Consider the following 23,826-nt stretch of genomic DNA (forward strand, 5'->3'; position numbering starts at 1 on the left):
CCCCACCACATGGACCACCTTCCTCAACCACATAAAAACCGACAAACTCACCATCGGCTGAGGTCGCGGGTCAGGAGCCGTCCGGGGACGGGGAACGGCGGACGAGTCTGATGACGACGCTCTTGGAGGTGGGGGTGTTGGAGGTCTCCGCGACGGAGTCCAGGGGCACCAGGACGTTGGTCTCGGGGAAGTAGGCGGCGCAGCAGCCTCGGGCGGTGGGGTAGGCGACGGCGCGGAAGCCCTCGGCCCTGCGCTCGCCGTCGGGCCACTCGCTGACCAGGTCCACCATGTCGCCGTCGGCCAGGCCCCGCTCGGCGAGGTCGTCGGCGTGGACGAAGACGACCCGGCGGCCGTTGCGGATGCCCCGGTAGCGGTCGTCCATGCCGTAGATCGTGGTGTTGTACTGGTCGTGGCTGCGGACCGTCTGCAGCAGCAGCCGCCCCGGTGGGACCCGCAGCACCTCCAGGGGGTTGACGGTGAAGTTCGCCTTTCCCGTCGCGGTCGGGAAGCGGCGCTCGTCGCGGGGCGCGTTGGGCAGGGCGAAGCCGTCCGGGAGGCGGGCGCGGGCGTTGAAGTCCTCGAATCCGGGGATCACCCGGGAGATGTGGTGGCGGATCACGTCGTAGTCGGCCGCGAACCGCTCCCAGGGCACCTGCGGGTCGGCGCCGAACAGTTCCTTCGCCAGGCGGCAGACGATGTCGACCTCGGAGATCAGGTCGCCGGAGGCGGGCGGCAGGTTGCCCCGCGAGGCGTGGACGAGGCCCATGGAGTCCTCGACCGTGACGAAGCGGCCCGCGCCGCCGTCGGGCGCGGCGTCGCGTTCGGTGCGTCCCAGGGTGGGCAGGATGAGCGCCTCCCGCCCGCACACCGCGTGGGAGCGGTTGAGCTTGGTCGACACCTGCACGGTGAGCCGGGCGCGGCGCATCGCCTCCTCGGTCACCGCGGTGTCGGGGGTCGCGGCCACGAAGTTTCCGCCCATCGCGACGAAGACCTTCGCCTGCTCGGAGCGCAGGGCACGGATCGCCTCCACGGTGTCGAAGCCGTGCTCGCGGGGCGGCTCGAAGCCGAACTCGTCGCGCAGGGCGTCGAGGAACCACGCCGGGGGTTTCTCGTTGATGCCCATGGTGCGGTCGCCCTGGACGTTGGAATGGCCCCGGACCGGGCACACGCCCGCTCCTGGGCGGCCCACGTTGCCGCGCAGCAGCAGGAAGTTGACGACCTCCCTGATGGTGGCGACGGAGTTCTTGTGCTGGGTGAGCCCCATCGCCCAGCAGACGATGACCGACTTCGCGCCGAGCACCTCCCGTACGGCGTCCTCGACGGCCGGGCGGTCCAGCCCGGTCGCCTCCTCGACCTCGGCCCAGTCCAGGGAGCGCAGGTCCTCGGCCCACTTGTCGAAGCCGTGGGTGTGGGCCTCGACGAAGTCGCGGTCGACCACGGTGCCGGGGGCGGCGTCCTCGGCTTCGAGCAGGAGCAGCGACATCGCCTGGAAGAGCGCGAGGTCGCCGTTGAGGCGGATCTGCAGGAACCGGTCGGCCAGCGTGGTGCCCTTGCCCACCAGCCCGGAGGCCCGCTGCGGGTTCTTGAAGCGGAGCAGCCCGGCCTCGGGCAGCGGGTTGACCGCGATGATCCTGGCGCCGCCGCGCTTGGCCCGCTCCAGCGCCGACAGCATGCGCGGGTGGTTGGTGCCGGGGTTCTGGCCGACCACGAAGACGAGGTCGGCCCGGTGCAGGTCCTCCAGCGAGACCGTGCCCTTGCCGATGCCGAGGGTCTCGTTGAGCGCCGAGCCGCTGGACTCGTGGCACATGTTGGAGCAGTCGGGCAGGTTGTTGGTGCCGAACCTGCGCACCAGGAGCTGGTAGGCGAACGCGGCCTCGTTCGAGGTGCGGCCCGAGGTGTAGAAGAGCGCCTCGTCGGGGCTGTCGAGGGCACGCAGCTCGCGGGCGATGATGGCGAACGCGTCGTCCCAGGTCACCGGCACGTAGTGGTCGGAGCCCTGGGGGCGGTGCATCGGCTCGGTGAGCCGTCCCTGCTGGCCGAGCCAGTAGTCGGTGTGCCTGGCCAGGTCGTCCACGGTGTGGCGGGCGAAGAAGTCGCGGGTGACCCTGCGGACGGTGGCCTCCTCGGCGACCGCCTTGGCGCCGTTCTCGCAGAACTCCGCGGGGCTGCGGTGCCCGCCCTCGGGCCAGGCGCAGCCGGGACAGTCGAAGCCGTCCTTCTGGTTGATCACGGCGAGGGTGCGCAGGGTGCGGCCGACGCCCATCTGGGCGTTCGCGGCCCGCAGTGACCGGGTCACCCCTGGGATGCCGGCGGCCCACTCCTTGGGCGGGCCGACCTCGATGGCGTCCTCGTTGACGTCGTCGCGCGGAGCCTTTTTGGCCATCCTCGCGCCTCCTTCCGGCCGGTCATCCCGTCAAAGCGCACTATAGGCGCTCGCCCGGCCCTTGGCCGGGCCGGGTCCCCAGCCTGTCGAGCACCCAGTCGTGGAAGGCCCCGATGTGGTGCTCGCTGGGCACCAGGACCCCGCCTTGAGCGTACGCCCGGGAGTTCATCGCGGGCTGGCACCTCTCGCAGGCCTCGAAGTCCTGCACGTTGACGCGGTGGAAGAGCTCGACGGACGGGCCCAGGTCCCTGCCCGAGTCCACGACGTCGCCCACGAAGAGCCAGTCGCACTCCACGATCGTCCGGTCGGCCGCCAGCGGGAACATCCGGTGCAGGATCACGTGGTCGGGCACGAGGTTGACGAAGACCTGCGGTTTGATGGTGATCGCGTAGTAGCGGCGGTCCTGGTCCTCACCGATCCCCGGGATGCGGTCGACGCCCTCGGAGCCGTCGACGGTGAACCCCCGGATCTCCTCGCCGAACTCGGCCCCGTGCCCGACGAAGGACTGCGCCGCGTACCCGTCGGCGAACTCCGGCAGCACCTCGGTGAGCTCGGGGTGGATGGTGGCGCAGTGGTAGCACTCCATGAAGTTCTCGACGATGAGCTTCCAGTTCGCCTTCACGTCGTAGACGATCCTGCGGCCCACCCGGAGGTTGGCGATGTCGTAGTTCTCGATGGACCTCTCGTCGCCCAGCCGGTGCGTCGCCTCGGCGATCACGTCCGCCTCGAACGACGGCGGCTCGTCGGCCAGGCACACCCACACGTACCCGATCCACTCGCGCACGTGCACGTTGATCAGTCCGTACTCCACCCGGTCGATGTCGGGCATCCTGGTGAGGTTCGGCGCGGCGATCAGCTTGCCGTCGAGGTCGTAGGTCCACGCGTGGTACGGGCACTGGAAGGACCGTTTGACCTCGCCGGACTCCTCGGTGCGTATCCGGGCGCCCCGGTGGCGGCACACGTTGAGGAAGGCCCGGATCGAGCCGTCTCTGGCCCGGGTGACGAGGACGCTCTCGCGGCCCACCTGGACGGTCCTGAAGGCTCCGGGTTTGCCGAGGTCGGACGCGCGGGCGACGCAGAACCACATCGTCTCGAAGACGCGGGCCTGCTCTGCGGCGAAGATGTTCTCGTCGGTGTAGTAGCCGCCCGGCAGGGTGGCGATCACGCTGGGGGGCAGGCTTCTCGCGGTCACGATCGCTCCTCTTCACGCGGTGCTCGCGTCTTCACGGTGCTCGCTTTTTCTGCGTGGCCCTCGGGGCGGCACCCTCGCCTACGCGGTGCTCGCGTTCTCACGCGGCGCCCCGGCCTACGCGTTCTCGCGCGATCTTTTACGCGGTGCTCGTGCGGACGCCGGGCGGCAGGTTCGGCGGCTCGGAGGAGGGGATGACGTAGACGGTGTCGTCCTCGACCACCACCCGGTGGGTGCGCAGGGGCAGCTTGGCGGGAGGAGAGTTCGGCCGTCCCGTCCGCAGGTCGAAACTCGACGAGTGCAGGGGGCACTCGATCTCGCAGCCCTCCAGCCACCCGTCGGACAGGGAGGCGTCCTGGTGGGTGCAGGTGTCGTCCACGGCGTAGAGCTCGCCGTCCTCGGTGTGGAAGACGGCGATCGGCGGGTCGACGTCGAGTCGGTGGGCCTCACCCGGTGGAAGAGCCGCGAGGGGACAGGCAGGGATCATCGCAACAAACCCCGGTTTCGTAAGGCGGAACAGGAAGCGCTATACGCAACAGCGTGACCTCAGGGAATCCCGATGTCAAGGGTCGTCCCAGGGCTTCGGCGGCCGGGTTCACCCTGGTGACCGGCACGTCACATCACCGTCACACGAAGGGCTCACGCGTAGGCGTCGAGGCCGAGTTTGATCGCGACGATCAGGCCGCAGGTGGCGGTGCCGAGCCGGAGCGCGCGCCCTGGCAGGCGGCGGGCGAGCGGCGGTCCGAGCAGGCCGCCCAGGAAGAATCCCAGCGCGAGCGGCGCCACCGCCGACCACTGCACCGGGCCGAAGAGGGCGAAGCCGATCGTGGCCACCGCGTTCGCCAGCGAGGACACGACGGACTTGATCGCGTTGACCCTGACCGGCGCCTGGTCGAGCACGGCCGAGAGCACCGCGAACATGAGGATCCCGCCCGCGGCACCGAAGTAGCCGATGTAGACCGCGACGACGAAGAGCGCGGCGCGCGCCGTCCATCCGTTCTCGTCCCCGGAGCCTCCCTCCGCCCTGGGCGGGCGGACCAGCAGCAGCGAGGCGACCGCGATCAGCCACGGTGCGATCGCCTCGAACGTGTCGGAAGGGGTCATCAGCAGCAGCGCCGACCCCACCGCCCCGCCGATCAGGGTCATCACGCCGAGCCGCAGGACCCTGCCGCCCTGCCCGGCGAGCTCGGGTCTCGAACCGAGCGCCGCACCCACGCCGTGGAAGGTGAGCGCCACCGTGTTCGTGACGTTCGCGGCCAGCGGCGGCAGGCCGAACGCGAGCAGCGCCGGGTAGGAGACGATCGACGCCAGGCTCACCACCGTGCCGACCACCCCGGCCAGCGTCCCGGCGCCCAACAGTCCCAGCATCTCGGCCATGTCCACGGGGTCACAGCCAATCACACGCCCACGCGCGACGTTCCCGGGCCCCCCAGCCCCACCTCCTTGTCGGTCGGTACGGGGTCCGCGGGGAGCAGGACGGTGAACACCGCCCCGGCTCCCGGGTGCCCGTCCGCGGTGACGGTCCCGCCGTGGCCGTCCACCACCTCGCGCACGAGGGCGAGACCGAGACCCAGGCCCCCGCTGCGGGACCCGCCGACGAACCGGGTGAAGAGACGTTCGGCGTCGCGGGGGTCGAGGCCCGCGCCGTCGTCGCGGACGTCGAGCCTGACCGTCTCCGGGTCGCCGGAGAGGACCACCCAGATGTGGCCGCCCGCCCGGGTGTGGGTGAGCGCGTTGTCCAGGAGCGCGGAGATCACCCTGCGCAGCGCGGACTGCGCCCCGCGCACGACGTGGCCGCCCGGCCCCTGGCACCGTACCTCGATCGTCACGCCGCGCGCCTGGGCACGGGCCGTCTCGGCCAGGACGAGCTCCTCGGCCAGCGCGGCGAGGTCGACCGGACCGAACGGCTTGCGCAGCTGCCCGAACTGGGCCGTCAGCAGCAGGTCCTCGACCACGTCGCCCAGCTGCCGGGTGCCGTTCACCAGCTGGTCGACCTCGGCCGCGGCGAGGAGCGGGTCGGTCTCCCGCCGCAACCCGCGGGCGACGATCTGGGCGCGGACGTGCAGGCGGGTGAGCGGGGTACGCAGCTCGTGGCTGACGTCCGCGGCAAATTGGCGCTGGCGGGCCAGGGCCTCGCCCAGCGGCGCGATCGCCCTTCGGGCGACGACCTGACCGATCATCAACGCGGCCAGCAGGCCGGTGAGCTCGGCGACGGCGAGTGTGCGCAGCAACCGGCGCCGCTCGGCGGCCTGGTAGCGAAGGTCCATCGCCGCCTGGACCGTCACGTCACCACGCCGCTGGGTGCGGATGAGATAGGACTGCCCGGCGAGCTCGACCTGGGCGACCTGGGGCTCGCCTCCGGCCGCGACCCGGTGCAGCGCGGTGCGCACCGGCAGCACCGTCGGTGCGCCGGGAGAGCTCAGCACGGCGCCGTCCCGCAGTTCGAACAGCCAGACGCAGGGCGGGGGCTGCGACAGGGGGGCGCGCTGGGCCGCGACGGTGAGGTCACGCCGCGCGGAGTCCTCCTGGTCGCTCACGATGACGCAGTACGCCAGCCATCCGACGAGCACCAGCATCACGGAGATCGCGCCCGCCACCTGCGCGGTGATCCGGCGGCGGGCCCGGGCCAGCAGGTGGCGCTCCGGCTCGTGGGGCGGACGCCTTCTCACAGCCCGCCCAGGCGGTATCCCACACCTCGCACGGTGCGTACGACGTCCGCCCCCAGCTTGGCGCGCAGATAGTAGACGTAGGTGTCCACGATCGACTCCGTCCGGGCGCCGTCGAAGACGCGATGGCGCAGCGAGGCGCGCGTGTGCACCTGCCGCGGCCGGGTCGCCAGCGCGCACAGCAGCCGGCACTCCTGCCCCGACAGCGTCACCTGCCCACCGGTCGGCAGCTCCACGACGTGGGACTCGGGGTCCAGCCAGCCCGCGCCGAGCGGCAGCAGCCTGGCGTGGTCGAGGTTCCTGCGATGCAGCGCCCGCACCCTCGCCAGCAGCTCCTCGATCTCGAATGGTTTGACCAGGTAGTCCTCGGCGCCCGCGTCGAGCCCGGTGACCCGGTCGGCGACCGTGCCGAAGGCGCTCAGCACGAGCACCGGCACGGTGACGGCCCGCCGTCGCAGCCGGGTCAGCAACTCGATGCCGTCGACCGCCGGCAGGCCCCGGTCGACGACCATCACGTCGTAGGGGCGGCTCAGGCCCAGGTGCAGGCCGCGCTGTCCCTCCAAGGCCAGGTCGACCCTGTATCCCTGCTCGGTGAACAATCCGAACAGCATGGACCCGAGCTCGCGGTCGTCCTCGACGAGGAGCAACCGGCCAGCGGACGGGCTGGATATCGCCGATGTCGCAGCCACGAAGCAACCGTAGACATTCCTCCCACCGAATTACCAGTTTTCCCGAAATTGTTGAAACTTACATGACAATGTCCGCAGCGTGTTCAGATGATCACAAAGCGATATTTATCATGCATTTGGGGCATTCAACGCATCTGAGCTATTCGGACGGTCACGAGGAAAGAGATTTCTCGACCTGTTCCTCCGAGGAGCGCGGATCCCGGTCGGCGGGCACGGATCCGTGGGCGCGTTCGTGGCGCTCCGGCAGTGCCAGTTTGTACAGCGGCATGGCTCCCGCGGTGGTGACGATGGCCACCAGCACGAGAATGGCGAAGAGCTCCTCGGTGATCATGCCCTGTGCCAGGCCGATGTTGATGAAAATGAGGATCATCAGCCCTCGCGCGTTCATGAGCGCCCCCACCGCGTAGGACTCGCGCCAACCGAATCCCAGTGCCCTCATCGACAATGAGCAGCCGAAGTACTTCCCGCAGAAACCCGCGGCGAGGATCGCGGCGAACGCCAGGAGCATGGGACCGCCGGCGATGCCGTCGAGATGGGTGTTCAGCCCGGAGAAGGCGAAGAAGACCGGCAGCAGCAGCGTCGAGACGACGTCCATCATGCGGCCGTGCAGCGCCTGGCGGAACGCCGGGTCGCGGGGCATCGCCAGCCCGGCGATGAAACCGCCGAAGACCGCGTAGACCCCGATCCAGTCGGTGAGCCAGCCCGCGGTGAGCGGGACGATGACGACGACGTACATCGCGCCGGGGCCGATCCTTCCGGTCCGCGCGACGCCCTCGCCCAGGGGCCGCAGCAGCGGCGCGACCACCTTCAGCATCACCACCGCGAACAGCGCCGCCAGGGCGATGGTGCGCGCCGCGTCGCCGGTCCCCGCGTTGAGGTGCATCGCCGACAGCACGGCGAGGATGCACCAGGCGAGGGCGTCGTCGATGGAGGCCGCCACCAGGGTGAGCCTTCCGAGGGGGGAGTTCTCCAGCCCTCGCTCGTACAGGATCCTGGCCAGCATGGGGAACGCGGTCAGCGAGAGCGCTCCCCCGACGAACAGGGCGAACTCCCACCGGCTGACGTCGGGGCGCGAGAGCATCTCCCACAGGAGCAGGCCGACGCAGGAGCCGAGAATGAGGGCGGGGACGATGCCGGCGAGCGCCAGCGTCGCCGCCCGGCGGCCCTGACCTGGCTCCTCCGCGCCGTGCCCGAGCCCGGCCCCCACCAGGAACATGTACAGCGTCAGCCCGATGGTGCTCAACACGTACAGGACCGGCCTGACCTCGGCGGGGAACACGGCCGCCTGCGCCTCGGGAAACAACTGGCCGAACAGCGTCGGGCCGAGGAGGACACCGGCGACCATCTCGCCGAGGACGCGCGGCTGCATCATCATGAGCGCCAGCCGGCCGCATATCGCCGCGGCCAGCAGGATGACGACCAGCGCGGGCAGGACCTTGAGGATCAGTTCGAGGTTCGGGTCACCGGCGGCGACCTGTGCCAGGGTGGGCATACCGTTTCTCCGCTCGTGGTCCGGGTGATCATCTGCTCTCTGCGGCGGCCAGGCGGTCGGCCTCCGCGAAGTGGCGCTCACACAGCCGTTGCTCGCGCGCGTCCCAGACCATGTAGGTGCCGAGGACGAGTTGCACCAGGCTGCGCCAGACGTCCTCCCAGCGGTCGCGGAACCGCACGAACACCAGCGTCGCCCGATGGGCCGCCCCCCTTCGGGCGCCCCTCGGAACGAGCAGGCACGGTCCCCGGTTCGGCATCGAGCGGGTGTGGGAGGCGGAGGTGTCGAGGGCGTACGCGCGCAGGACCTCCCGCACCGCGACCCGCATGGTGATCGGCGCCAGCCGCCAGGCGGGGCAGGGACGGTTCGCGGCGATGCCGAACGGGATGTGGTTGAGCTCCCGGACCGCGGGCCGGTCCGGGCGGGCACGGCCTGAGACGGGACAGCCGGGGGCCGGGAGGTCCGGGGCGGGGCCGCTCCCGTCCGAGTGGCCCGGCCGGTCGCCCCGCCCCGAGCGGTCCGGCCGGCCGCCTCGGCCCGGGCGGTCCGGTTCCGGAGGGGCCTGGCCTGAGCGGTCCAGGTGCGAGTAGTTCGCGTGCGAGCGGTCCGTGGCGAAACGGCCGGGGTCGAAACGGTCGGGATCGGAGAAGCCCTCGCGGTGGAAGGCGGGATAGTCGAAGCACAGTACCGAGCCGGTCGGGATCGTCGTGCGCTCGTCGAGGGAGATGTCGCCGGTGGTGACACGGTGGGCGACGCCGAAGAGCGGGTAGCGCCGCAGCGTCTCGGAGATGACGCGGTCGAGGTGGCGATCGTCGCCCGCGAGCACCTCGGCCTGGATCTCCGGGTGCTGGGCGAGGACCATCAGCAGGTGGGCCGTCGCCTCCGACATCTGGACGACCGCGGTGTTGAAGAAGGTCCCCTGCAGATAGAGGGCCTGCTCCCTGGCCGACAGCCCCGCGGGGAGCCGGTCTCGCACCCGGGGCAGCAGGCCGGTGAGATACCGGGTCAGCCGGTCGCGCCGGTCCATGTGCCGCAGCCCGCAGCACTTGAGCGCGGTGACGACGTCGTCCGCGTTGGCCACGATCAGGTCGCGCGCCGTCGGCGGGCACGGCTCGCCGAAGACGAGTTCGTAGTAGAACTCCGCCCAGACCGGCATCATCAGGTCGCGCAGCCGGACCAGTCCACCCGCGTCCCGCAGCGTCCGGGCGACGCAGCGTCGGGTGAGCTCCTCGGCCGCCACGCGCGGCACGGAGAGGAAGCCGCGCGTGGCACGGGCGACCGCGTCGTAGCGCTCTCCCTCCTCGAGGTGTTCCTGGTGCAGCTCGGCGCCGGGCGAGAGCCAGTACCAGAACAGGTCCGACAGCGCGGCTCCCCTGCTGCGGCCGTTCGCGGCCGGGTGGGAGTAGATCTCCCTGAACCTCTCGACGCCGACCAGGTCCCCGGGGACGGTGATCCCCTCCTCCCCGTTGATCCGGGCGAAGACCCGCGTCCGCAACGCCACCACCTTGGCCGGGAGCCATCGGGGCAGGCTCAGCACGGCGACGGCACCGGCCGCGATCACCGCCGCCCTGACCGGCGCGGTCACCGGCATGACCGTCGCACCATGCCCGGATCGAGGTCGTGGACCGACGCGCAGCCGCACAGGGTGAGCGCGTGCTCCACCTCCGAGCGGAGGAGGTCGAGCACGCGGGTCACGCCGCGCTCGCCGTCCGCGGCCAGACCCCAGATCACCGGACGGCCGACCGCGACCGCGCCGGCGCCCAGCGCCATCGCCTTCAGCACGTCGGTGCCGCGCCGTACGCCTCCGTCCATCAGCACCGGGACGGCCCCGCCGACGGTGGCCACGATCTCGGGCAGCAGGTCGACGGCGGCCGGGATCGTGTCGAGCTGGCGGCCGCCGTGGTTGGACACCATCAGCCCCGAGACCCCGTGGTCGAGCGCGAGGCGCGCGTCGGCGGGGTGCGCGACCCCTTTGAGGACGATCGGGAGCGCCGTCATCTCCCTGAGCCGGTCGATGTGCTCCCAGGAGATCTCCGGCGACATGACGATCGGCCGTACCCGCCCGCCGTCGCGCAGGTTCTCGCAGGCCATCCCCTCCGGCAGGTCGTGGAAGCCGTGCTGCCGCTCCCGGTCCCGCAGGCCACGGGCCGGTGAGTCCACCGTGACGACCAGCGCCCGGCACCCGGCCGCCTCGGCGCGCCGCACGAGCGTCTCGGTGAAGGCCATGTCCGGCTGGACGTAGAGCTGGAACCACAGGGTGGCCTCCGGCGCCGCCGCGGCCACCTCTCCGACGGCGACGGTGGAGGCCATGCTCACGATCATGATCGTCCCGGTGCGGGCCGCCGCCCGCGCGGTGGCCCGCTCGCCCTCGGGGTCGGCGAGCCGGTGGAACGCGGTCGGCGCCACCAGCACGGGCATCGCCACCCGGCCGCCGGGCAGGGTGACGTCGGTCCTGGGCCTCCCCGCGCCGCGCAGCACCCGAGGCACCAGGGAGAGCCTGTCGAAGGCGGCCTCGTTCGCCCGTACGGTGACCTCGTCCCCCGCGCCGCCCGCGAAGTAGTCGTAGTGCTCGGGGGCGAGGCGCGCACGGGCCGCGGCCTCGAACTCGCGCGGGGTCCACGGGGCCGCCGGGTCCGCCGGGGTCGTCGGGGTCGTCGGGGTCGTCGGGGTCGTCGGGGTCACAGTCGACCGTGTGCTCCCGTCCGCCAGGGGCGGGAGGCGCTCATCCGCCACGTCCGGCGCCCTCGCGTCCGCCGCGTGCGGGACCACGTCCGGCACGTGCGGGAAGGGATCATCCGCCACGTCCCTCCTCCCCACGCCCATCAGGTGCATCAGGTGCGGGACCATGTCCGGCGTCCTCACGTTCGTCACGCCGGTACCGAGGCGGTCTGGCGGGCGAAGAACGCGCGGAGCGGTTCGACATGGACCTCCCTGGAGGTCCACTCGTTCTCCAGGTTCTCGGTGACGTGGTGGACGGCCGGCGGCGCGCCGACCCGGTGGTGGCGCACGACCGGGTGCAGATAGTGCCCCTCGGCGGCGCGCTCGGCGTCGTTCTGCCGGATCCGGCCCACCGCGATGTCGAAAGGGTCGACCTTGTCGTGCTCGGGCCCGTACTCCAAGGTGATCGTGAAGTGGCCGCCGTCGCCGATCGGCGGACCCTCCAGGTCGACCGGCAGCTCCTCCATGTAGCGCGCCCCGCCCTGGCCGTCGAGGACGATGACGTCGCCCAGCAGCCCGAACTGCTGCCACAGCGCCGAACTGCGGTTGACCCGTTCGAGCACCGCCTCCGCGAGCGCCTCCGGCTCGGCCGGGAGCTCACGGCCGGGCCACGGGGCATCGTGGTACCTGTTCTCCAGGACGCGGTGCAGTGCCCGGGTGCCGTACCGGAAGCCGTGGATGAACCCGCTGGTGCCGCGCTTGAAGTCGCGGGACTGCGTCAGGGTCCCCGCGAAGTAGAGGTCGGGCACGTTGACCGACTCGTAGGAGGGGGTGAGCGCGGGAAACCTGTCGTTGATCATCAGGTCCGGGCGGCACTCGTCGGAGAAGATCGAGGCGTCGATCCGGAAGCCGGTGCAGACGATGACCCTGTCGTACGGGATGTCCTTGGTGACCTCGTCGGCGCGGACGAAACTCACCGTCACCAGGTACGAGCCGTCGGCCTGGCGCTCGATCCGCTTGACGTCACCGTCCAGCAGCGCGTTCTGGGACTTGAGCTGGTAGGTGTCGAGGAAGTTGTTGTTGACCGCGCGCAGGTTCCCGACGAAATGGGTGCGCCACGCCATCCGGACGGAGTTCGGCCCGGAGACGTGGATCACCGCGGCCGTCTCGACCAGGCTGTCGGCCGTCTCGAACGCCGAGTTGCCCTTGCCGATGACGAGCACCCGCTGGTTTATGTATTCGGACGGGTCGGTGGAGACGGTGCCGTAGGGTTCGGCCGTCTCGATGCCCGGTATCGGCGGGATGTTGGACCGGCTGACCCCGGTCGCGACGACCAGCCGTCTGGCCTCGTAGGTCCGGCCGCGCTCGTCGGTCACCAGGAAGTGGCCGTTGCCGGAGGCGCGGGTGACCTGGGTGACGCGGGCGTCGTAGGTGACGCGCAGGTCGCAGGCGGCGGCGAAGTCGGCGAGATAGCGGACCATGTCGTCGGCGTGCGGGAAGTAGCGGTCGCTGTAGCGGGTGAACAGCAGGCCGGGGTCGTCCGACAGCAGCGAGTTCCAGTCCATCCGGAGGTTGAGTTCGGGATCGTCGGAACCGGTGTACTTCTTGTTGATCGAGATGAGCTGGCGGTGGCGCGGGAAGGTCTGGAAGAACGTGCCCGGCGTGGGGCCCGCCTCCAGGATCAGATAGTTCCGTCCCGCCTTGGCGAGAAGGTATCCCAGCTGCAGCCCCGCGGGTCCTGCACCGATCACCACGTAGTCCAGGGCATTGTCCGGCACGTACAACCTCCGTCACAGCGATCTGGTCGAACGGACGCCATCAGTGTTGGCGGGCAATTCTCAGAGAAGGATCAGAGAGCCCGCCGGTCGAGCAGGTCCAGCAGCGCGCGCTTGTCGGGCTTGCCGCTCGCGGCGACCGGGACGGAGGACAGCGTCGTGATCGTCCAGGGGACGCTGTTCTCGCCGAGTTCGTCGCCCACCAGCGCGGCCAGCGCGTCGCAGTCGGGGACCCGGCCCTCGGCCGGCACGATGAACGCGTGGACCGCCTCTCCCGTCACCTCGTCCGGGGCCCCGGCCACGTACGCCTCGGCGACGTCGGGGTGGCCGGCCAGCACCCGCTCGATGGGCCCCGCGTACACCACCATCGCGTTGACCAGGATCACGTCGCGGGTGCGGCCGACGAGGTGCAGGAAACCCCTCTCGTCCAGATTGCCGAGGTCCCGGGTACGCACCCAGCCGTCCCGCAGGGTGTCTTCGGTCTCCTTCGGATCCTCCCAGTAACCCGACATCAGGTACGGGGTGCGCACGTAGATCTCACCGGTGCGCCCCGCGGCCACCTCGCGGTCTTCCTCGTCGCGCACGCTGATCTCGACACCCGAGTACGGCCGGCCGACCGAGGGCAGGGCGTGGGCAGGGAACGCGGCGACGTCAGCGGGAGTGAGCACCGAGATCAGGCCCACCTCGGTCTGCCCGTACCCCTGGTAGACCACGGGCCCGAGCCGGTCCAGCGCCTCCGCCAGCCGCCCGGGGCCGATCGGTGATCCGGCCACCATCAGCGCGCTCAGGGAGCCGACGTCGACCGGCTCGTCCCTGAGCAGGTCGAGCATCTGGTACAGCCGGGGCACGGTGATGATGGAGCCGGTGATCCGGTGGCGTTCGATCGCGTACGGGAACAGGGGCTTGCCGTCGTCCTCGGGGATCACCGCGGTGCCCCCGCCCAGCAGGCACAGCCCCAGGAAGTCCAGGACCACCATGCTGGAAATGGTGCCGAACAGCAGGTAGCGCTCGAAGGCTCCCGCGAGCTCGTTCGTGAGCGGGGACCACACGCGGGGCTGCCACGACCAGTGCTCGCCGAGCGCACGGTAGGTGATCGCGCAGCCTTTGGGGCGGCCGGTGCTGCCGCTGGTGAAGCTCAGGGCGGCCACGTCGTCCGGACGCGCCGCGGCGACGAGGGGCCGCTTCTCGTCGGCGCCGGTGTCGGCGAGCAGGTCGATCGCCGCAAGGGGAGAGCGCCCGCCCGGCGCGGGGCACGGCCCGAGCGAGAGCAACGTGATGGAGCCCGCGGCCCCGAGCAGATCCGGCGTCACGGTGGACCGGTCGATGAGGAGGGCGTCGACTCCCATCCCGAGCACATGGGCGAGCTGGGCCGCCGGGTAACCGGGCCGGACTCCCACCACCCGGCAGCCCAGGGTGTAGGCGGCGATGTGGGCGGCGAACGCCTCGGGGGTGACGCCCGTGCTGACGGCGACGGCCTTGCCTGGCCCCAGCCCGGCATCGAGCATCGCCCCCGCCAGCCGCCGGATGATCTCCAGCAGCTCACCTCGCGAGACGATCCTGTCCCCCTGCTCGAAGGCCGGGGCGCCGGGCGAGTTCCGCAGCGCTTCGAGAAGGGGGTACGGGAACGGCGGCTCGGCGGGAACACTCATGCTCGGCTCCTCTGGTCTCACGCGGGTCACCGCGGCGTCTTCTCGATTCCGGATCTCTCCGGGATCTTCGCCGGGGTTCTTCCGGGGGCGTTTCCCGGACCCTCGTGGGTCCCTGCGGTGGCTTTCCGCCCCCTGAGGCGGCATGCCGTCGTACGGTCGGCATGCCGCCCATCACGAAGCTAGACAGCGCAGATCAGAGAATCATCAGAGCCCTCGCCCGCCGGTCTCCGGTCTCCGGTCTCCGGGCGGGCCCCGGAAATCCGGCGTCACGGAAACCCGGTAGGAATCGTGACCTCAAAGTGAATCTGACCGCGCCCGACCGATCGAATGACCGTCCATGGGGCACAGCCATCAGATGAGCAGCGGACGATCCGGGCACGACGCGGTGCGGGAGCGGCCTTCGCCGGTGAGAGCGCGGGCAGGCGCGGCGAGCGCGATCGGCACGGCGCTGCTGGGCGCGATGGTCGTCGCGCAGGTCGCCACGGGACTGCAGACCCGGCCGATCCTGCTGACCAGCGTCGTCGTCCTGCTGCTCGCGGCGAGCGCGCTCGCCTTCGCCTGCGCGACCCACTCCCCCGCCAGGGTCTTCGCGGCGTTCGCGGCCGTGGTCGCGACCGGGTACGCCGCCGAGTGGATCGGGATCAGGACGGGCGTGCCGTTCGGCGCCTACCACTACACCGACGTTCTCCAGCCCGCGCTCGGCGGGGTGCCGGTGATCGTGGCGGTGGCGTGGGGTGGCATGGGGCTCGCGGCCCACGCCGTGGCCGCCGCCATCGCGCCGGGGAGCAGGGCCGCGCGGATCGTCACGGGGGCGCTCGCCCTCACCGCCTGGGACCTGTTCCTGGACCCGCAGATGATGCGGCTGGACCTGTGGGTCTGGCATGACCCCGGTCCCTACCGGGACGTCCCCATCAGCAACTTCGTGGGCTGGTTCGTCGTCTCCCTGCTGGTCATGGCCCTGCTGGAGGGCGTACTCACCGAACCGGCGACGTGGAACGCCGGGCTGGTGTCGGTCTACACGGTGATGGCGGTCATGGAGACGATCGGCTTCGCGTTCGTCTTCGACCCGACGGACCCGCTGGTGGCCACGGCCGGTGGCCTCTCGATGGGCCTGTTCACCCTGCTCGCCTGGAGGCGCGGACGCCGCGGAAGGCCTGATTCCGAGGCGGGCCGGGCATGACACCGCACCCATCGAACCCATCGGACTCATCGGACTCGCCGGAAGGGGGCACGAATGCCTGAGACAACGGTGATAGGCGGCGGCGTCGGCGGCATGGTCTCCGCGCTGCTACTGGCCGAGCAAGGGCATCGGGTGCGCCTGTACGAGCGGCTCCCCCGGCTGGGCGGCAAGCTCGCCGAGCACACCAGGGACGGCTTCACCTTCTCCATCGGCCCCTCCCTGCTCACCCTGCCCGGCGTCTTCACCGACCTCGGGCTGGAGCTCGACCTGGTGGAGCTCGACGAGCTGTGCCGCTACCGCTTCGCCGACGGCTCGACGCTGGCGGCGTACCGCGACCCGGCGCGGATGGCCGCCGAGGTCGACCGGCTCGCGCCCGGCGAGGGCCGCGCCTGGCTCGCCTTCCACGACTGGGCGCGAGGCTGCTTCGACGCCTCGCGTCGCACCTTCTTCACCGGACCGCTCACCCAACCGCCTACCGAGGCCCGCCTGTCCGACCTGCTCGCGGTGGCACCCGGCCGGACCCTCGACGGCCTGGCCCGTCGTTTCTTCACCGACCCGCGCCTGCGCCAGTACGTCGGCCGTTACGCGACCTACGCGGGCTCCGACCCGTACCGTGCCCCGGCCGCGCTGGGGTGCGTCCCGGCGATCGAGCACGGCGAGGGCGGCTGGTACGTCCCCGGAGGGCTGCCCCGCATCGCCGACGCCCTGGTCCCGCTGCTGGAGAAGGCCGGGGTGGAGGTCGTCCTGGGCGCGGAGGTGACCCGGGTGCTCACCGACGGCGAACGGGTCACGGGGGTGCGGCTCGCCTCGGGTGAGCGTGAGCGCGCCGACATCGTGGTCGCCAACACCGACGCCGCCGCGCTGTACGGGCAACTGCTGCCCGACCGGCGGCGGCTGCGGCGCATCGCCGCGCTCGGCGCCTCCTCCTCGGCGTTCCTGTTGCTGGCCGGGGTGGAGGGCAGGACAGAAGGGCTCGGCCACCACTCGATCGTCTTCTCCGGCGACTACGAGCGGGAGTTCGGTGACATCTTCCGGCGGCGCAGGCCACCGGAGGACCCGACCGTCTACATCGGCTGCTCGGTCGTGGACGACCCCTCGCAGGCCCCGCCGGGCACGGAGAACTGGGTCATGCTGGTCAACGTCCCCGCCCGCGACCCCGGCCGGTGGCCGATGTCCCCCGAGGCGTACCGGGACCTGGTGCTCGAACGCCTGGCGAGCAGGGGCCACGACCTGTCGGGACGGCTGCGTTTCGTGGACCTGTTCACCCCCGCCGACCTGCGCGACCGGTACGGCTCGTGGGGCGGCTCGATCTACGGCGGCGCCTACTCGGGCAGGCTCGCCCCCTTCCGCCGCCCGGGCAACCGAGGTCCCCGGCGCGGCCTGTACCTGGTGGGCGGCTCGGCGCATCCCGGCGGCGGGCTGCCGCTGGTCGCGATGGGCGCCCGCATCGTCGCCTCACTCGTACGAAAGGACTTCCCCTCCGCCTCTCCCGGACATCCCGGCGTGGAGGCCCGGCGATGAGAGTCCTCACCGCTCTGCAGGCCGCCGCCGCACTCGTCGTGGCGGTACGGCTGGCCAGAGGGCGGAAGCGCCTGCCCCCGCTCACCGTCACGCGAGACCGCCTGCCCGCGCCGACTCACACCCAGGCGGCACGAGACCGCCTGCCTGGGCAGGCTCCCGCCCGGACGGCGCCGCCGCGCGTCTCGGTGGTGATCCCCGCCCGCGACGAGGAGGCCCGCATCGGCCCGTGCCTGTCGGCGCTGCTCGCCGATCCGGACGTCGCGGAGATCGTCGTCGTCGACGACGAGTCACGCGACGGCACCGCGTGCCTCGCGGCCGAACTCGGCGCGAAGGTCATCGCGGGAGCGCCGCTGCCCGAGGGCTGGGTGGGCAAGCAGTGGGCGCTGAAGCAGGGGGTCGAGGCCGCCGGAGGCGACGTCGTGGTGACCCTGGACGCCGACGCCAGACCCGCGCCGGGGCTCGTCGGCGCGCTCACCGCGGCCCTGGGAGAGTACGACCTGGTGAGCGCGGGACCCAGGTTCGTGTGCGAAGGAGTGGCCGAGCAGGCGCTGCACGCGTCGTTCCTCGCGACGCTCGTCTACCGTTTCGGCCCGATCGGTCCTTCGGCTCCCCCGGCCCCGCACCGCACGGTGGCCAACGGCCAGTGCACGGCCTTCCGTCGCACGGCGATGCTGGACGCCCGGGGATTCGCGCGGGTACGCGGGCACATGGCCGACGACGTGGCACTGGCCAGGACCCTCGCGGCGGACGGATGGTCCGTGGGATTCCTGGACGCCGGAGGGCTGCTGGAGGTCGACATGCACGATTCGGCCGGCGAGGTGTGGCGGGAGTGGGGGCGGTCGCTGTCGCTGCGCGACGTCACCGCGCCCGGCTGGCAGGCCGCCGACCTGGCCGTGGTCTGGCTCACCGCCGCGCTGCCCGTGCTGCGGCTGGTGACCGGCCGTCCCACCCGGCTCGACCTGGCCCTGCTGACCGTACGGTCGCTGCTCGCCGGTGCGCTGCGCGGCAGCTACACGCGGCCGGGTCCGGGCGTGCTGCTCTCCCCACTGCTCGACCCGCTGGCGGCCCTGCGGCTGACGCAGGCCACGCTGCGCCCGGTGCGCAGCTGGCGGGGCCGTACCTACCCGGCGACCACCACGGTCTCCCGCCTCGGCCAGGTCACGACGGGTACGCCGCCGGAGCAGGCCACGACGGGCGAACGTCCCGGACCGGACGCGACGACCATGCCGCCGGAGCGGGTCACGACGGCCACGCGTTCCCGGCCGGGTCCGACGGCCACGTGGCCGGGCCGGGTCACGAAGGGCGGGAACTCCGCGCCGCCTGACCGAAGCGCAGCCCGATGAGGCACATGAGCAACCCCGTCCCGGCCACGTACCCGATCGGCGCGAAGAGCAGTTGCAGCAGCGGAAGGCCGAAGACACCGACGCGCGCCCCGATCGCGAACGACCGCGTCGCCAGGGCGACCACGATCAGGGCGGCCACGCCGAGCAGGAAGCCCGGCGGGCAGATGACGGCGAAGCCGCCCGCGAAGGTGAGGATCGAGCGGCCGCCCCTGAACCCGGCGAAGACCGGCCAGGCGTGCCCGGCCATGGCCGCGGCCACCGCGAGATACACCGGCACCGTGCTGTCACCGTTCACCCCGCCGGGCCAGGCGATATGCGTGCCACTGACCAACAGGGCGAGCAGGCCCGCGAGCGTGCCCTTGAGCATGTCGCCCGCGAAGACCGGTACGGCGGCCCGCCAGCCGAGCCGCTCCCTGACGTTCCAGAAGCCGGGGTTGCGGTCTCCGACCTCCCGGGGGTCGAACCCGTACGCGCGGGCGACCAGCACGGCGACCGGTACGGACCCGAGAAGGTAGCCGCCGATGACCGAGACGAGCAGAGGAACCATCGCTTCCTTCCATCTCACGAAATATGCGGATCTTAGGGCTATGCGCTACATGGCGTTCGACCGCCCGGTGCTGAGAAGAACGCCGGGGCTGGTGTTCTGGCGGCTGCTCGGCTCGGGGCGCGGAGCGTCGACAGGCATCGGGGCGGACCTGCGCCGCTGGGCCCTGCTCGCGGTGTGGCGCGACGAGCGGGCCCTGGACCGCTTCCTGGACGAGTCTCCGGTGGTGGCGCGCTGGCGGCGCGAGGCGCGGGAGTCCTGGCAGGTGCGGCTCGCTCCCGTCGCCTCACGTGGCAGCTGGAACGGGGTGGAGCCGTTCGGCCCGCTTCCCCCGAGCACGCCAGGGGTCGACCCCGGCGGTCCCCTCGCCGTGCTGACCCGCGCGTCGATCCGGCCCTCCCGGCTGACGGCGTTCTACCGCTCGGTTCCCGAGGTGGACCGCCTGCTGGCGGAGCAGGACGGCTGCCTCGCCTCGGTCGGCGTCGGCGAGTGGCCGCTGGCCAGGCAGGGCACGTTCTCGCTGTGGCGCGACGCCGCGGCGGTGCGGGACTTCGCCCACAAGGGGGCCGCGCACCGGCGCGTGATCGGCAGGACACGCGAGGAGGACTGGTATTCGGAGGAGTTGTTCGCCCGGTTCTCCCCCTACGCCAGCGAAGGCACCTGGGACGGCGCCGACCCCCTGGCCTGACCCACCCCGGTCCGTCCTGCCCCGGGACCGGGGTCCCTCCCCCGCCCGACGCGCGGACATCACCGTGAGACGCGCGCACCGCGAGCACGGGAGCACCCTCGCTCAACAGGTGGACACCATGGTGGGACGCCCGCATCGCGTCCGGGAACTCGGGAGCACCCGGCCGCCCGCCCCCGTTCACCGAGCGGGGCCCGCGGTGAGATGGTCGCCGAAGCGGGTGACGACCCCGCCCTCGGCGAGGTCGTGGGCCACCGCGCAGGCACGCGCGATCGTCGCCGCCCGCGAGGAGCCGTGCGCGACGACGACGGTGCCGCTCAGCCCGAGCAGCGCCGCCCCGCCGTGGGTCTCGGGGTCGTAGCGGTCGGCCACCGTCTTCAGTTCCTCGGCCCCGGCGATCCCCGAGCGCGCCACCAGCGTCAGCGCGGCCCGTACCGAACCCTCGACGTTCTTGAGCACCACGTTGCCGGTGAAGCCGTCGGTGGCGATCACGTCGACGGTGCCCGCGAGCACGTCGTGGCCCTCCACGTTGCCGTGGAAGCGGAACGGCAGTGCGGGAAGCAGCTCACCGGCCCTGCGGGTCAGCCGGTTGCCCTTGCCGGGCTCCGAGCCGATCGACAGCAGTCCCACCGACGGGTCGGCGACGCCGAGCACGAGTTGCGCGTAGGAGACCCCGAGCAGCGCGAACTGGGCGATCATCTCCGGGGTGGGGTCGGAGGTGGCTCCCGCGTCGATCAGCACGGTGGCGCCGCCGGTGACCGAGGGCAGCGCGATCGCCAGGGCCGGCCGCAGGACGCCCGGGGCGCGGCCGATGCCACGGATGGCACATGAGACGACCGCGCCCGTGGACCCTGCCGACACGAAGGCCGATGCCGCTCCTCGCCGTACGAGATCGCAGCCGACCGTGAGGCTCGTCGTGGTGGAGGAGACCGCTCCCGCGCCCCGTTCGGTCATCGGGACGACGTCCTCTGCGTGCACCACGCCGATCTCGGAGACGGCGCCGTGCCGGTCGAGCTCGGCACGGATGGCCCCCGCCCTGCCCACCAGCAGCACGGGGACCCCCAGCTCGCGATGGGCGGCCACCGCCCCGGCGACCGTCTCGACCGGTCCGTGGTCCCCGCCCATCGCGTCAACGACCACAGGCTCTGACATCACACTCTCCCAACGACAACGACAACGACAACAGCGACAGCGACAGCGACAGCGACAACAGCGGCGGCGAGAGAGGACGGCGCCGAACGGCCTCTCACCGGACGCCCTCGCGACCGACGGCCCCGAACCCGCACCCACTCCCCTCGACGGCCTCTCGTCGAACGACCTCACGACCGGAAAACTCGCGACACGTCCGACCGCCGGTTCAAGGAATCTCGACGATCACGCGGCGTTCGGCGCGGTCGGCCGCGGACGCCGCGAGCAGGTGCCGCGCGAAGATCGACAGTCGCCGTCGCCGGGGTACGGCGATCCTCGCGCCGAGGACGTCGTAGCGGGCGGCCTCGATCCGGTCGAGGATGCCTCCGTACAGCTCGAACGCCGCTCGGATGCACGGCCGGGAGGAGGGGGTCAGCATGGCGAACCCCTCCTCGGCCCGCGCGTAGTGGTCCCTGGTCCGCCGGGCCTGGAAGGCGAGCAGCTCGCGCAGTTCGGGGGTGGTGACGCCGCCCTCCAGATCGGCGACCTTCACCCCGAACCTGTCCAGGTCCTCCATCGGAAGATAGACCCGGCCGCGTTCCAGGTCCTCGGCGACGTCACGCAGGAAGTTGGTCAGCTGGAAGGCCAGCCCCAGCTGGCGAGCCGGTTCGCGGGCCTTCTCCTCCATGCCGGGCAGCGGTTCGAGAACGGGCAGCATCATGGTGCCGATCACCGCGGCCGAGCCCTCCATGTAGCCGAGCAGGTCGTCGTAGGTCGGGTAGCGGGCGACGGTCAGATCGGCCCGCATCGAGCTCAGGAACGCCTCGATGTCGCGGTGGTCGATGCCGAAGGAGCGCACGGTCTGCGCGAACGCGGGAAGCACCGGATCGCCGGTGGCCTCGCCCGCCAGAGCCGCGGTGAGCCGGGCGGACAGGTCGTCGAGCGCCCGCGCCCGGTCGCCGGTCATCGTGAAGGAGTCCACGATCTCGTCGGCGTAGCGCGCGAAACCGTACAGGGCGTGCACGTGCGGGCGTTTCCAGCCGGGCAGCAGCAGGGTCGCCAGGTAGTAGGAGCGGCCGTGCCGGGCGTTGAGCCTGCGGCAGAGTTCGTAACTGGCGGTCAGGGTCATCGGGGGGTCTCCAGTACGCGTTCCGCGGCGAGCCGGCCGGAGATCAGCACCGGCGGCACCCCGACCCCCGGCGCGGTGTACATCCCGGCGAAGTGCAGTCCCGGGACGCGTCTGGCCGCCCCCGCCGGCCGGAACCAGGCCGTCTGCGCGAAGCGGTGGTCCAGCGCGAACGGGGTGCCCGCCGAGTGGCCGAGCCGCGCCCAGGCGGGCGGGTCGATGGTGAGCCTCGGCGCGGCGGACAGATCGCCGTAACCGAGGTCGGCGAGCCTGCCGAACAGCCGGTCCTCCAGTTTCGGGGTGAGCCGCTCCCAGTCGGCGCCGCCGCGCAGGTTCGCGGTCGGTTCCAGCACGGTGAGGGTGGCGTGGCCCGACGGCGCGGCGCCGGTGTCGGACTCGGGGTAGGTGACCAGCAGGTTCGGGTCGGGCTGCGGCCTCCCGGCGCGCAGCGCGTCGAAGGTGGCCTCCCACTGTCTGCCGAAGTGCAGGGTGTGGTGTGCCTGCCCGGCCAGGCGGCGGTCCAGACCGAAGTGCATGACCAGGCAGGAGGGCGAGTAGCGGGGCCGGCGGAGCCGCCAGTCGCCCGCGCCCTTCGGGAGCAGCCCGGTGTGGGCACGGGACAGGTCGCAGGCGACCACGACGTTGCCGGCCGCGAGGCGCTCCCCGGTGTCGAGCCTCACCCCGGAGACTCCGGAGGATCCGGCCTCGACCTTCACGGCGCGGACACCGTACCGGATGCGCGCGCCCGTCTTCTCGGCGAGCGCCGCCAGGGCGACCGGGATGGCGTGCATCCCGCCGTCGCGCGGGAAGAAGACGCCCCCGACGGTGTCCATGTGGGCGATGACCGCGTAGATCCCGAGCGCCTGGCGGGGCGGCAGGCCCACGTACAGGGCCTGGAAGGTGTGCGCCTTGATCAGCCGGTGGTCGGTGAGGTGGCTCCTGACAAGGGCGTCCATGCTGCGGAAACCGCCCAGGGCCGCGAGGCGCGCCAGGACGCGGGGCTGGGCGAGGTCGCGCAGCCTCGTCATGTCGCGGTCGATGAACGCGGGCCACTCGATGTCGAAGAGTTCGCCGAGCCTGGCGCGGAAACGCCGGTATCTCGCGGCCTCCGCGGCGCCGCTCAGCGCGCGCACCCGCTCGGTCATCGCCTCCTCCCCGGCCACCACGTCCAGGTGGGAGCCGTCGTGGTAGCGCAGCCGGTAGTACGGGTCCAGGCGCCGCAGCGGAAGCATGCTCTCCATGTCCTGTCCGGCGGCGGCGAAGACGTCGGCCAGGACCTCCGGCATGGTCAGCACCGAGGGACCGGTGTCGAAGCGGTAGTCGCCGAGGGTGGCCGTACCGCAGCAGCCGCCCGGCACCTCGTTCGCCTCCACGATCGTGACGTCCCGTCCGGCGGCGGCGAGCCGGACCGCGGCGGCGAGACCTCCGAGACCGGCGCCGATCACCACGACCGGGCTCACGCGCCCCTCCTCGTCACCGGGTCTCCCGCACCGGCCGGCCCGTCCACACCCGCGACGAGTACGCCGGCCGCCCGTACGGCCGGATCCGTCACTCTCCCGCCGGTGACCCGCGGCGGCGCGTCGGCCTGGGTGCGGGCGGGCGGGGTCGCCTTCCGTCCCGGATGGGGGTCCATCCGCTCACGGGACCGGTCGGTCCCACGCGTGACGGCGGCCATGGGCATCACTCCTTCTCGTCCACAGAGGACTTCGCAAGCGACACCACGTCTGGATGCGTTTGTCCGACGGCAGGCGGATGGCCCGTGACCGGTGGCATCTGAAGATCCATCCCCGGGCCGGGCTGC

General features: G+C 72.0%; 20 protein-coding genes. 4 read left to right on the forward strand and 16 right to left on the reverse strand.

Annotation, left to right across the window (positions count from 1 at the left end; genetic code table 11):
* Positions 1-70: 70 nt before the first annotated feature.
* The 11 genes from ABT352_RS19975 to ABT352_RS20025 form a co-directional block, all read right to left on the reverse strand.
* Positions 71-2,383: an FdhF/YdeP family oxidoreductase gene (locus ABT352_RS19975; RefSeq protein ID WP_350946349.1), complete on the reverse strand. Its 2,313-nt coding sequence runs from the start codon at positions 2,381-2,383 to the stop codon at positions 71-73.
* Positions 2,384-2,423: 40 nt separating this feature from the next.
* Positions 2,424-3,575 carry an aromatic ring-hydroxylating oxygenase subunit alpha gene (locus ABT352_RS19980; protein WP_350946350.1) on the reverse strand — a complete coding sequence of 384 codons (1,152 nt, stop codon included), beginning with the start codon at positions 3,573-3,575 and terminating at the stop codon, positions 2,424-2,426.
* 136 nt (positions 3,576-3,711) lie between these two features.
* Positions 3,712-4,059, reverse strand: coding sequence for a bifunctional 3-phenylpropionate/cinnamic acid dioxygenase ferredoxin subunit (locus ABT352_RS19985; RefSeq protein ID WP_350946351.1), 348 nt, complete (start codon positions 4,057-4,059; stop codon positions 3,712-3,714).
* Positions 4,060-4,211: 152 nt separating this feature from the next.
* Positions 4,212-4,949 carry a sulfite exporter TauE/SafE family protein gene (locus tag ABT352_RS19990; protein WP_350946352.1) on the reverse strand — a complete coding sequence of 246 codons (738 nt, stop codon included), beginning with the start codon at positions 4,947-4,949 and terminating at the stop codon, positions 4,212-4,214.
* Positions 4,950-4,969: 20 nt separating this feature from the next.
* Complete coding sequence (locus ABT352_RS19995; RefSeq protein ID WP_350946353.1) at positions 4,970-6,241, reverse strand: sensor histidine kinase; 1,272 nt, start codon at positions 6,239-6,241, stop codon at positions 4,970-4,972.
* Complete coding sequence (locus ABT352_RS20000) at positions 6,238-6,927, reverse strand: response regulator transcription factor (RefSeq protein ID WP_350946354.1); 690 nt, start codon at positions 6,925-6,927, stop codon at positions 6,238-6,240. The genes ABT352_RS19995 and ABT352_RS20000 overlap by 4 nt, the downstream gene beginning before the upstream one ends.
* A gap of 151 nt (positions 6,928-7,078) precedes the next feature.
* On the reverse strand, positions 7,079-8,419 hold the full coding sequence (locus ABT352_RS20005; RefSeq protein ID WP_350946355.1) for a cation:proton antiporter: 1,341 nt from the start codon (positions 8,417-8,419) through the stop codon (positions 7,079-7,081).
* Positions 8,420-8,447: 28 nt separating this feature from the next.
* A complete protein-coding gene (locus ABT352_RS20010; RefSeq protein ID WP_350946356.1) occupies positions 8,448-10,007 on the reverse strand; it encodes a cytochrome P450 in 1,560 nt (519 codons plus the stop codon).
* Positions 9,998-11,287: an alpha-hydroxy acid oxidase gene (locus ABT352_RS20015; protein ID WP_350946357.1), complete on the reverse strand. Its 1,290-nt coding sequence runs from the start codon at positions 11,285-11,287 to the stop codon at positions 9,998-10,000. The genes ABT352_RS20010 and ABT352_RS20015 overlap by 10 nt, the downstream gene beginning before the upstream one ends.
* On the reverse strand, positions 11,284-12,852 hold the full coding sequence (locus tag ABT352_RS20020; RefSeq protein WP_350946358.1) for an NAD(P)-binding domain-containing protein: 1,569 nt from the start codon (positions 12,850-12,852) through the stop codon (positions 11,284-11,286). The genes ABT352_RS20015 and ABT352_RS20020 overlap by 4 nt, the downstream gene beginning before the upstream one ends.
* A gap of 71 nt (positions 12,853-12,923) precedes the next feature.
* Positions 12,924-14,498 (reverse strand): class I adenylate-forming enzyme family protein, encoded by a 1,575-nt coding sequence (locus ABT352_RS20025; protein WP_350946359.1) that lies wholly within the window; start codon positions 14,496-14,498, stop codon positions 12,924-12,926.
* Between the two features lie 355 nt (positions 14,499-14,853).
* On the opposite strand from ABT352_RS20025, the gene ABT352_RS20030 reads away from it, so the two are divergent.
* From ABT352_RS20030 to ABT352_RS20040, 3 genes are read left to right on the forward strand one after another with little or no spacing between them, the layout of a single operon-like run.
* Positions 14,854-15,678 (forward strand): carotenoid biosynthesis protein, encoded by an 825-nt coding sequence (locus tag ABT352_RS20030; protein ID WP_350946360.1) that lies wholly within the window; start codon positions 14,854-14,856, stop codon positions 15,676-15,678.
* A gap of 54 nt (positions 15,679-15,732) precedes the next feature.
* The gene (locus ABT352_RS20035; RefSeq protein WP_350946361.1) at positions 15,733-17,199 is read left to right on the forward strand and encodes a phytoene desaturase family protein; all 1,467 of its coding nucleotides are present in this window, start codon (positions 15,733-15,735) and stop codon (positions 17,197-17,199) included.
* Positions 17,196-18,542: a glycosyltransferase family 2 protein gene (locus tag ABT352_RS20040; protein ID WP_350946362.1), complete on the forward strand. Its 1,347-nt coding sequence runs from the start codon at positions 17,196-17,198 to the stop codon at positions 18,540-18,542. The genes ABT352_RS20035 and ABT352_RS20040 overlap by 4 nt, the downstream gene beginning before the upstream one ends.
* On the opposite strand, the gene ABT352_RS20045 is transcribed toward ABT352_RS20040, so the two are convergent.
* Positions 18,493-19,089, reverse strand: a complete 597-nt coding sequence (locus ABT352_RS20045) for a glycerol-3-phosphate acyltransferase (protein WP_350946363.1) — start codon at positions 19,087-19,089, stop codon at positions 18,493-18,495. The two genes, ABT352_RS20040 and ABT352_RS20045, sit on opposite strands and share 50 nt — an antisense overlap.
* Positions 19,090-19,129: 40 nt before the next feature.
* Between ABT352_RS20045 and ABT352_RS20050 the strand changes: the two genes are divergently transcribed.
* Positions 19,130-19,774: a spheroidene monooxygenase gene (locus ABT352_RS20050; protein ID WP_350946364.1), complete on the forward strand. Its 645-nt coding sequence runs from the start codon at positions 19,130-19,132 to the stop codon at positions 19,772-19,774.
* A gap of 177 nt (positions 19,775-19,951) precedes the next feature.
* Here ABT352_RS20050 and plsX read toward each other — a convergent pair whose 3' ends face one another.
* The 4 genes from plsX to ABT352_RS20070 all read right to left on the reverse strand — a co-directional run bounded on the left by plsX (position 19,952) and on the right by ABT352_RS20070 (position 23,700).
* On the reverse strand, positions 19,952-20,923 hold the full coding sequence (gene plsX / locus ABT352_RS20055) for a phosphate acyltransferase PlsX (RefSeq protein WP_350946365.1): 972 nt from the start codon (positions 20,921-20,923) through the stop codon (positions 19,952-19,954).
* Positions 20,924-21,128: 205 nt separating this feature from the next.
* The gene (locus ABT352_RS20060) at positions 21,129-22,028 is read right to left on the reverse strand and encodes a phytoene/squalene synthase family protein (RefSeq protein WP_350946366.1); all 900 of its coding nucleotides are present in this window, start codon (positions 22,026-22,028) and stop codon (positions 21,129-21,131) included.
* Entirely contained in the window at positions 22,025-23,485 is a 1,461-nt protein-coding gene (gene crtI, locus ABT352_RS20065) for a phytoene desaturase family protein (protein WP_350946367.1), read from the reverse strand. Before crtI ends, ABT352_RS20060 begins: the two co-directional genes overlap by 4 nt.
* Entirely contained in the window at positions 23,482-23,700 is a 219-nt protein-coding gene (locus tag ABT352_RS20070) for a hypothetical protein (protein ID WP_350946368.1), read from the reverse strand. The genes crtI and ABT352_RS20070 overlap by 4 nt, the downstream gene beginning before the upstream one ends.
* Between the last annotated feature and the right edge of the window lie 126 nt (positions 23,701-23,826).

Origin of the sequence: Streptosporangium sp. NPDC000563 (assembly GCF_040299985.1) — a bacterium.
Classification (GTDB): Bacteria; Actinomycetota; Actinomycetes; order Streptosporangiales; family Streptosporangiaceae; genus Streptosporangium.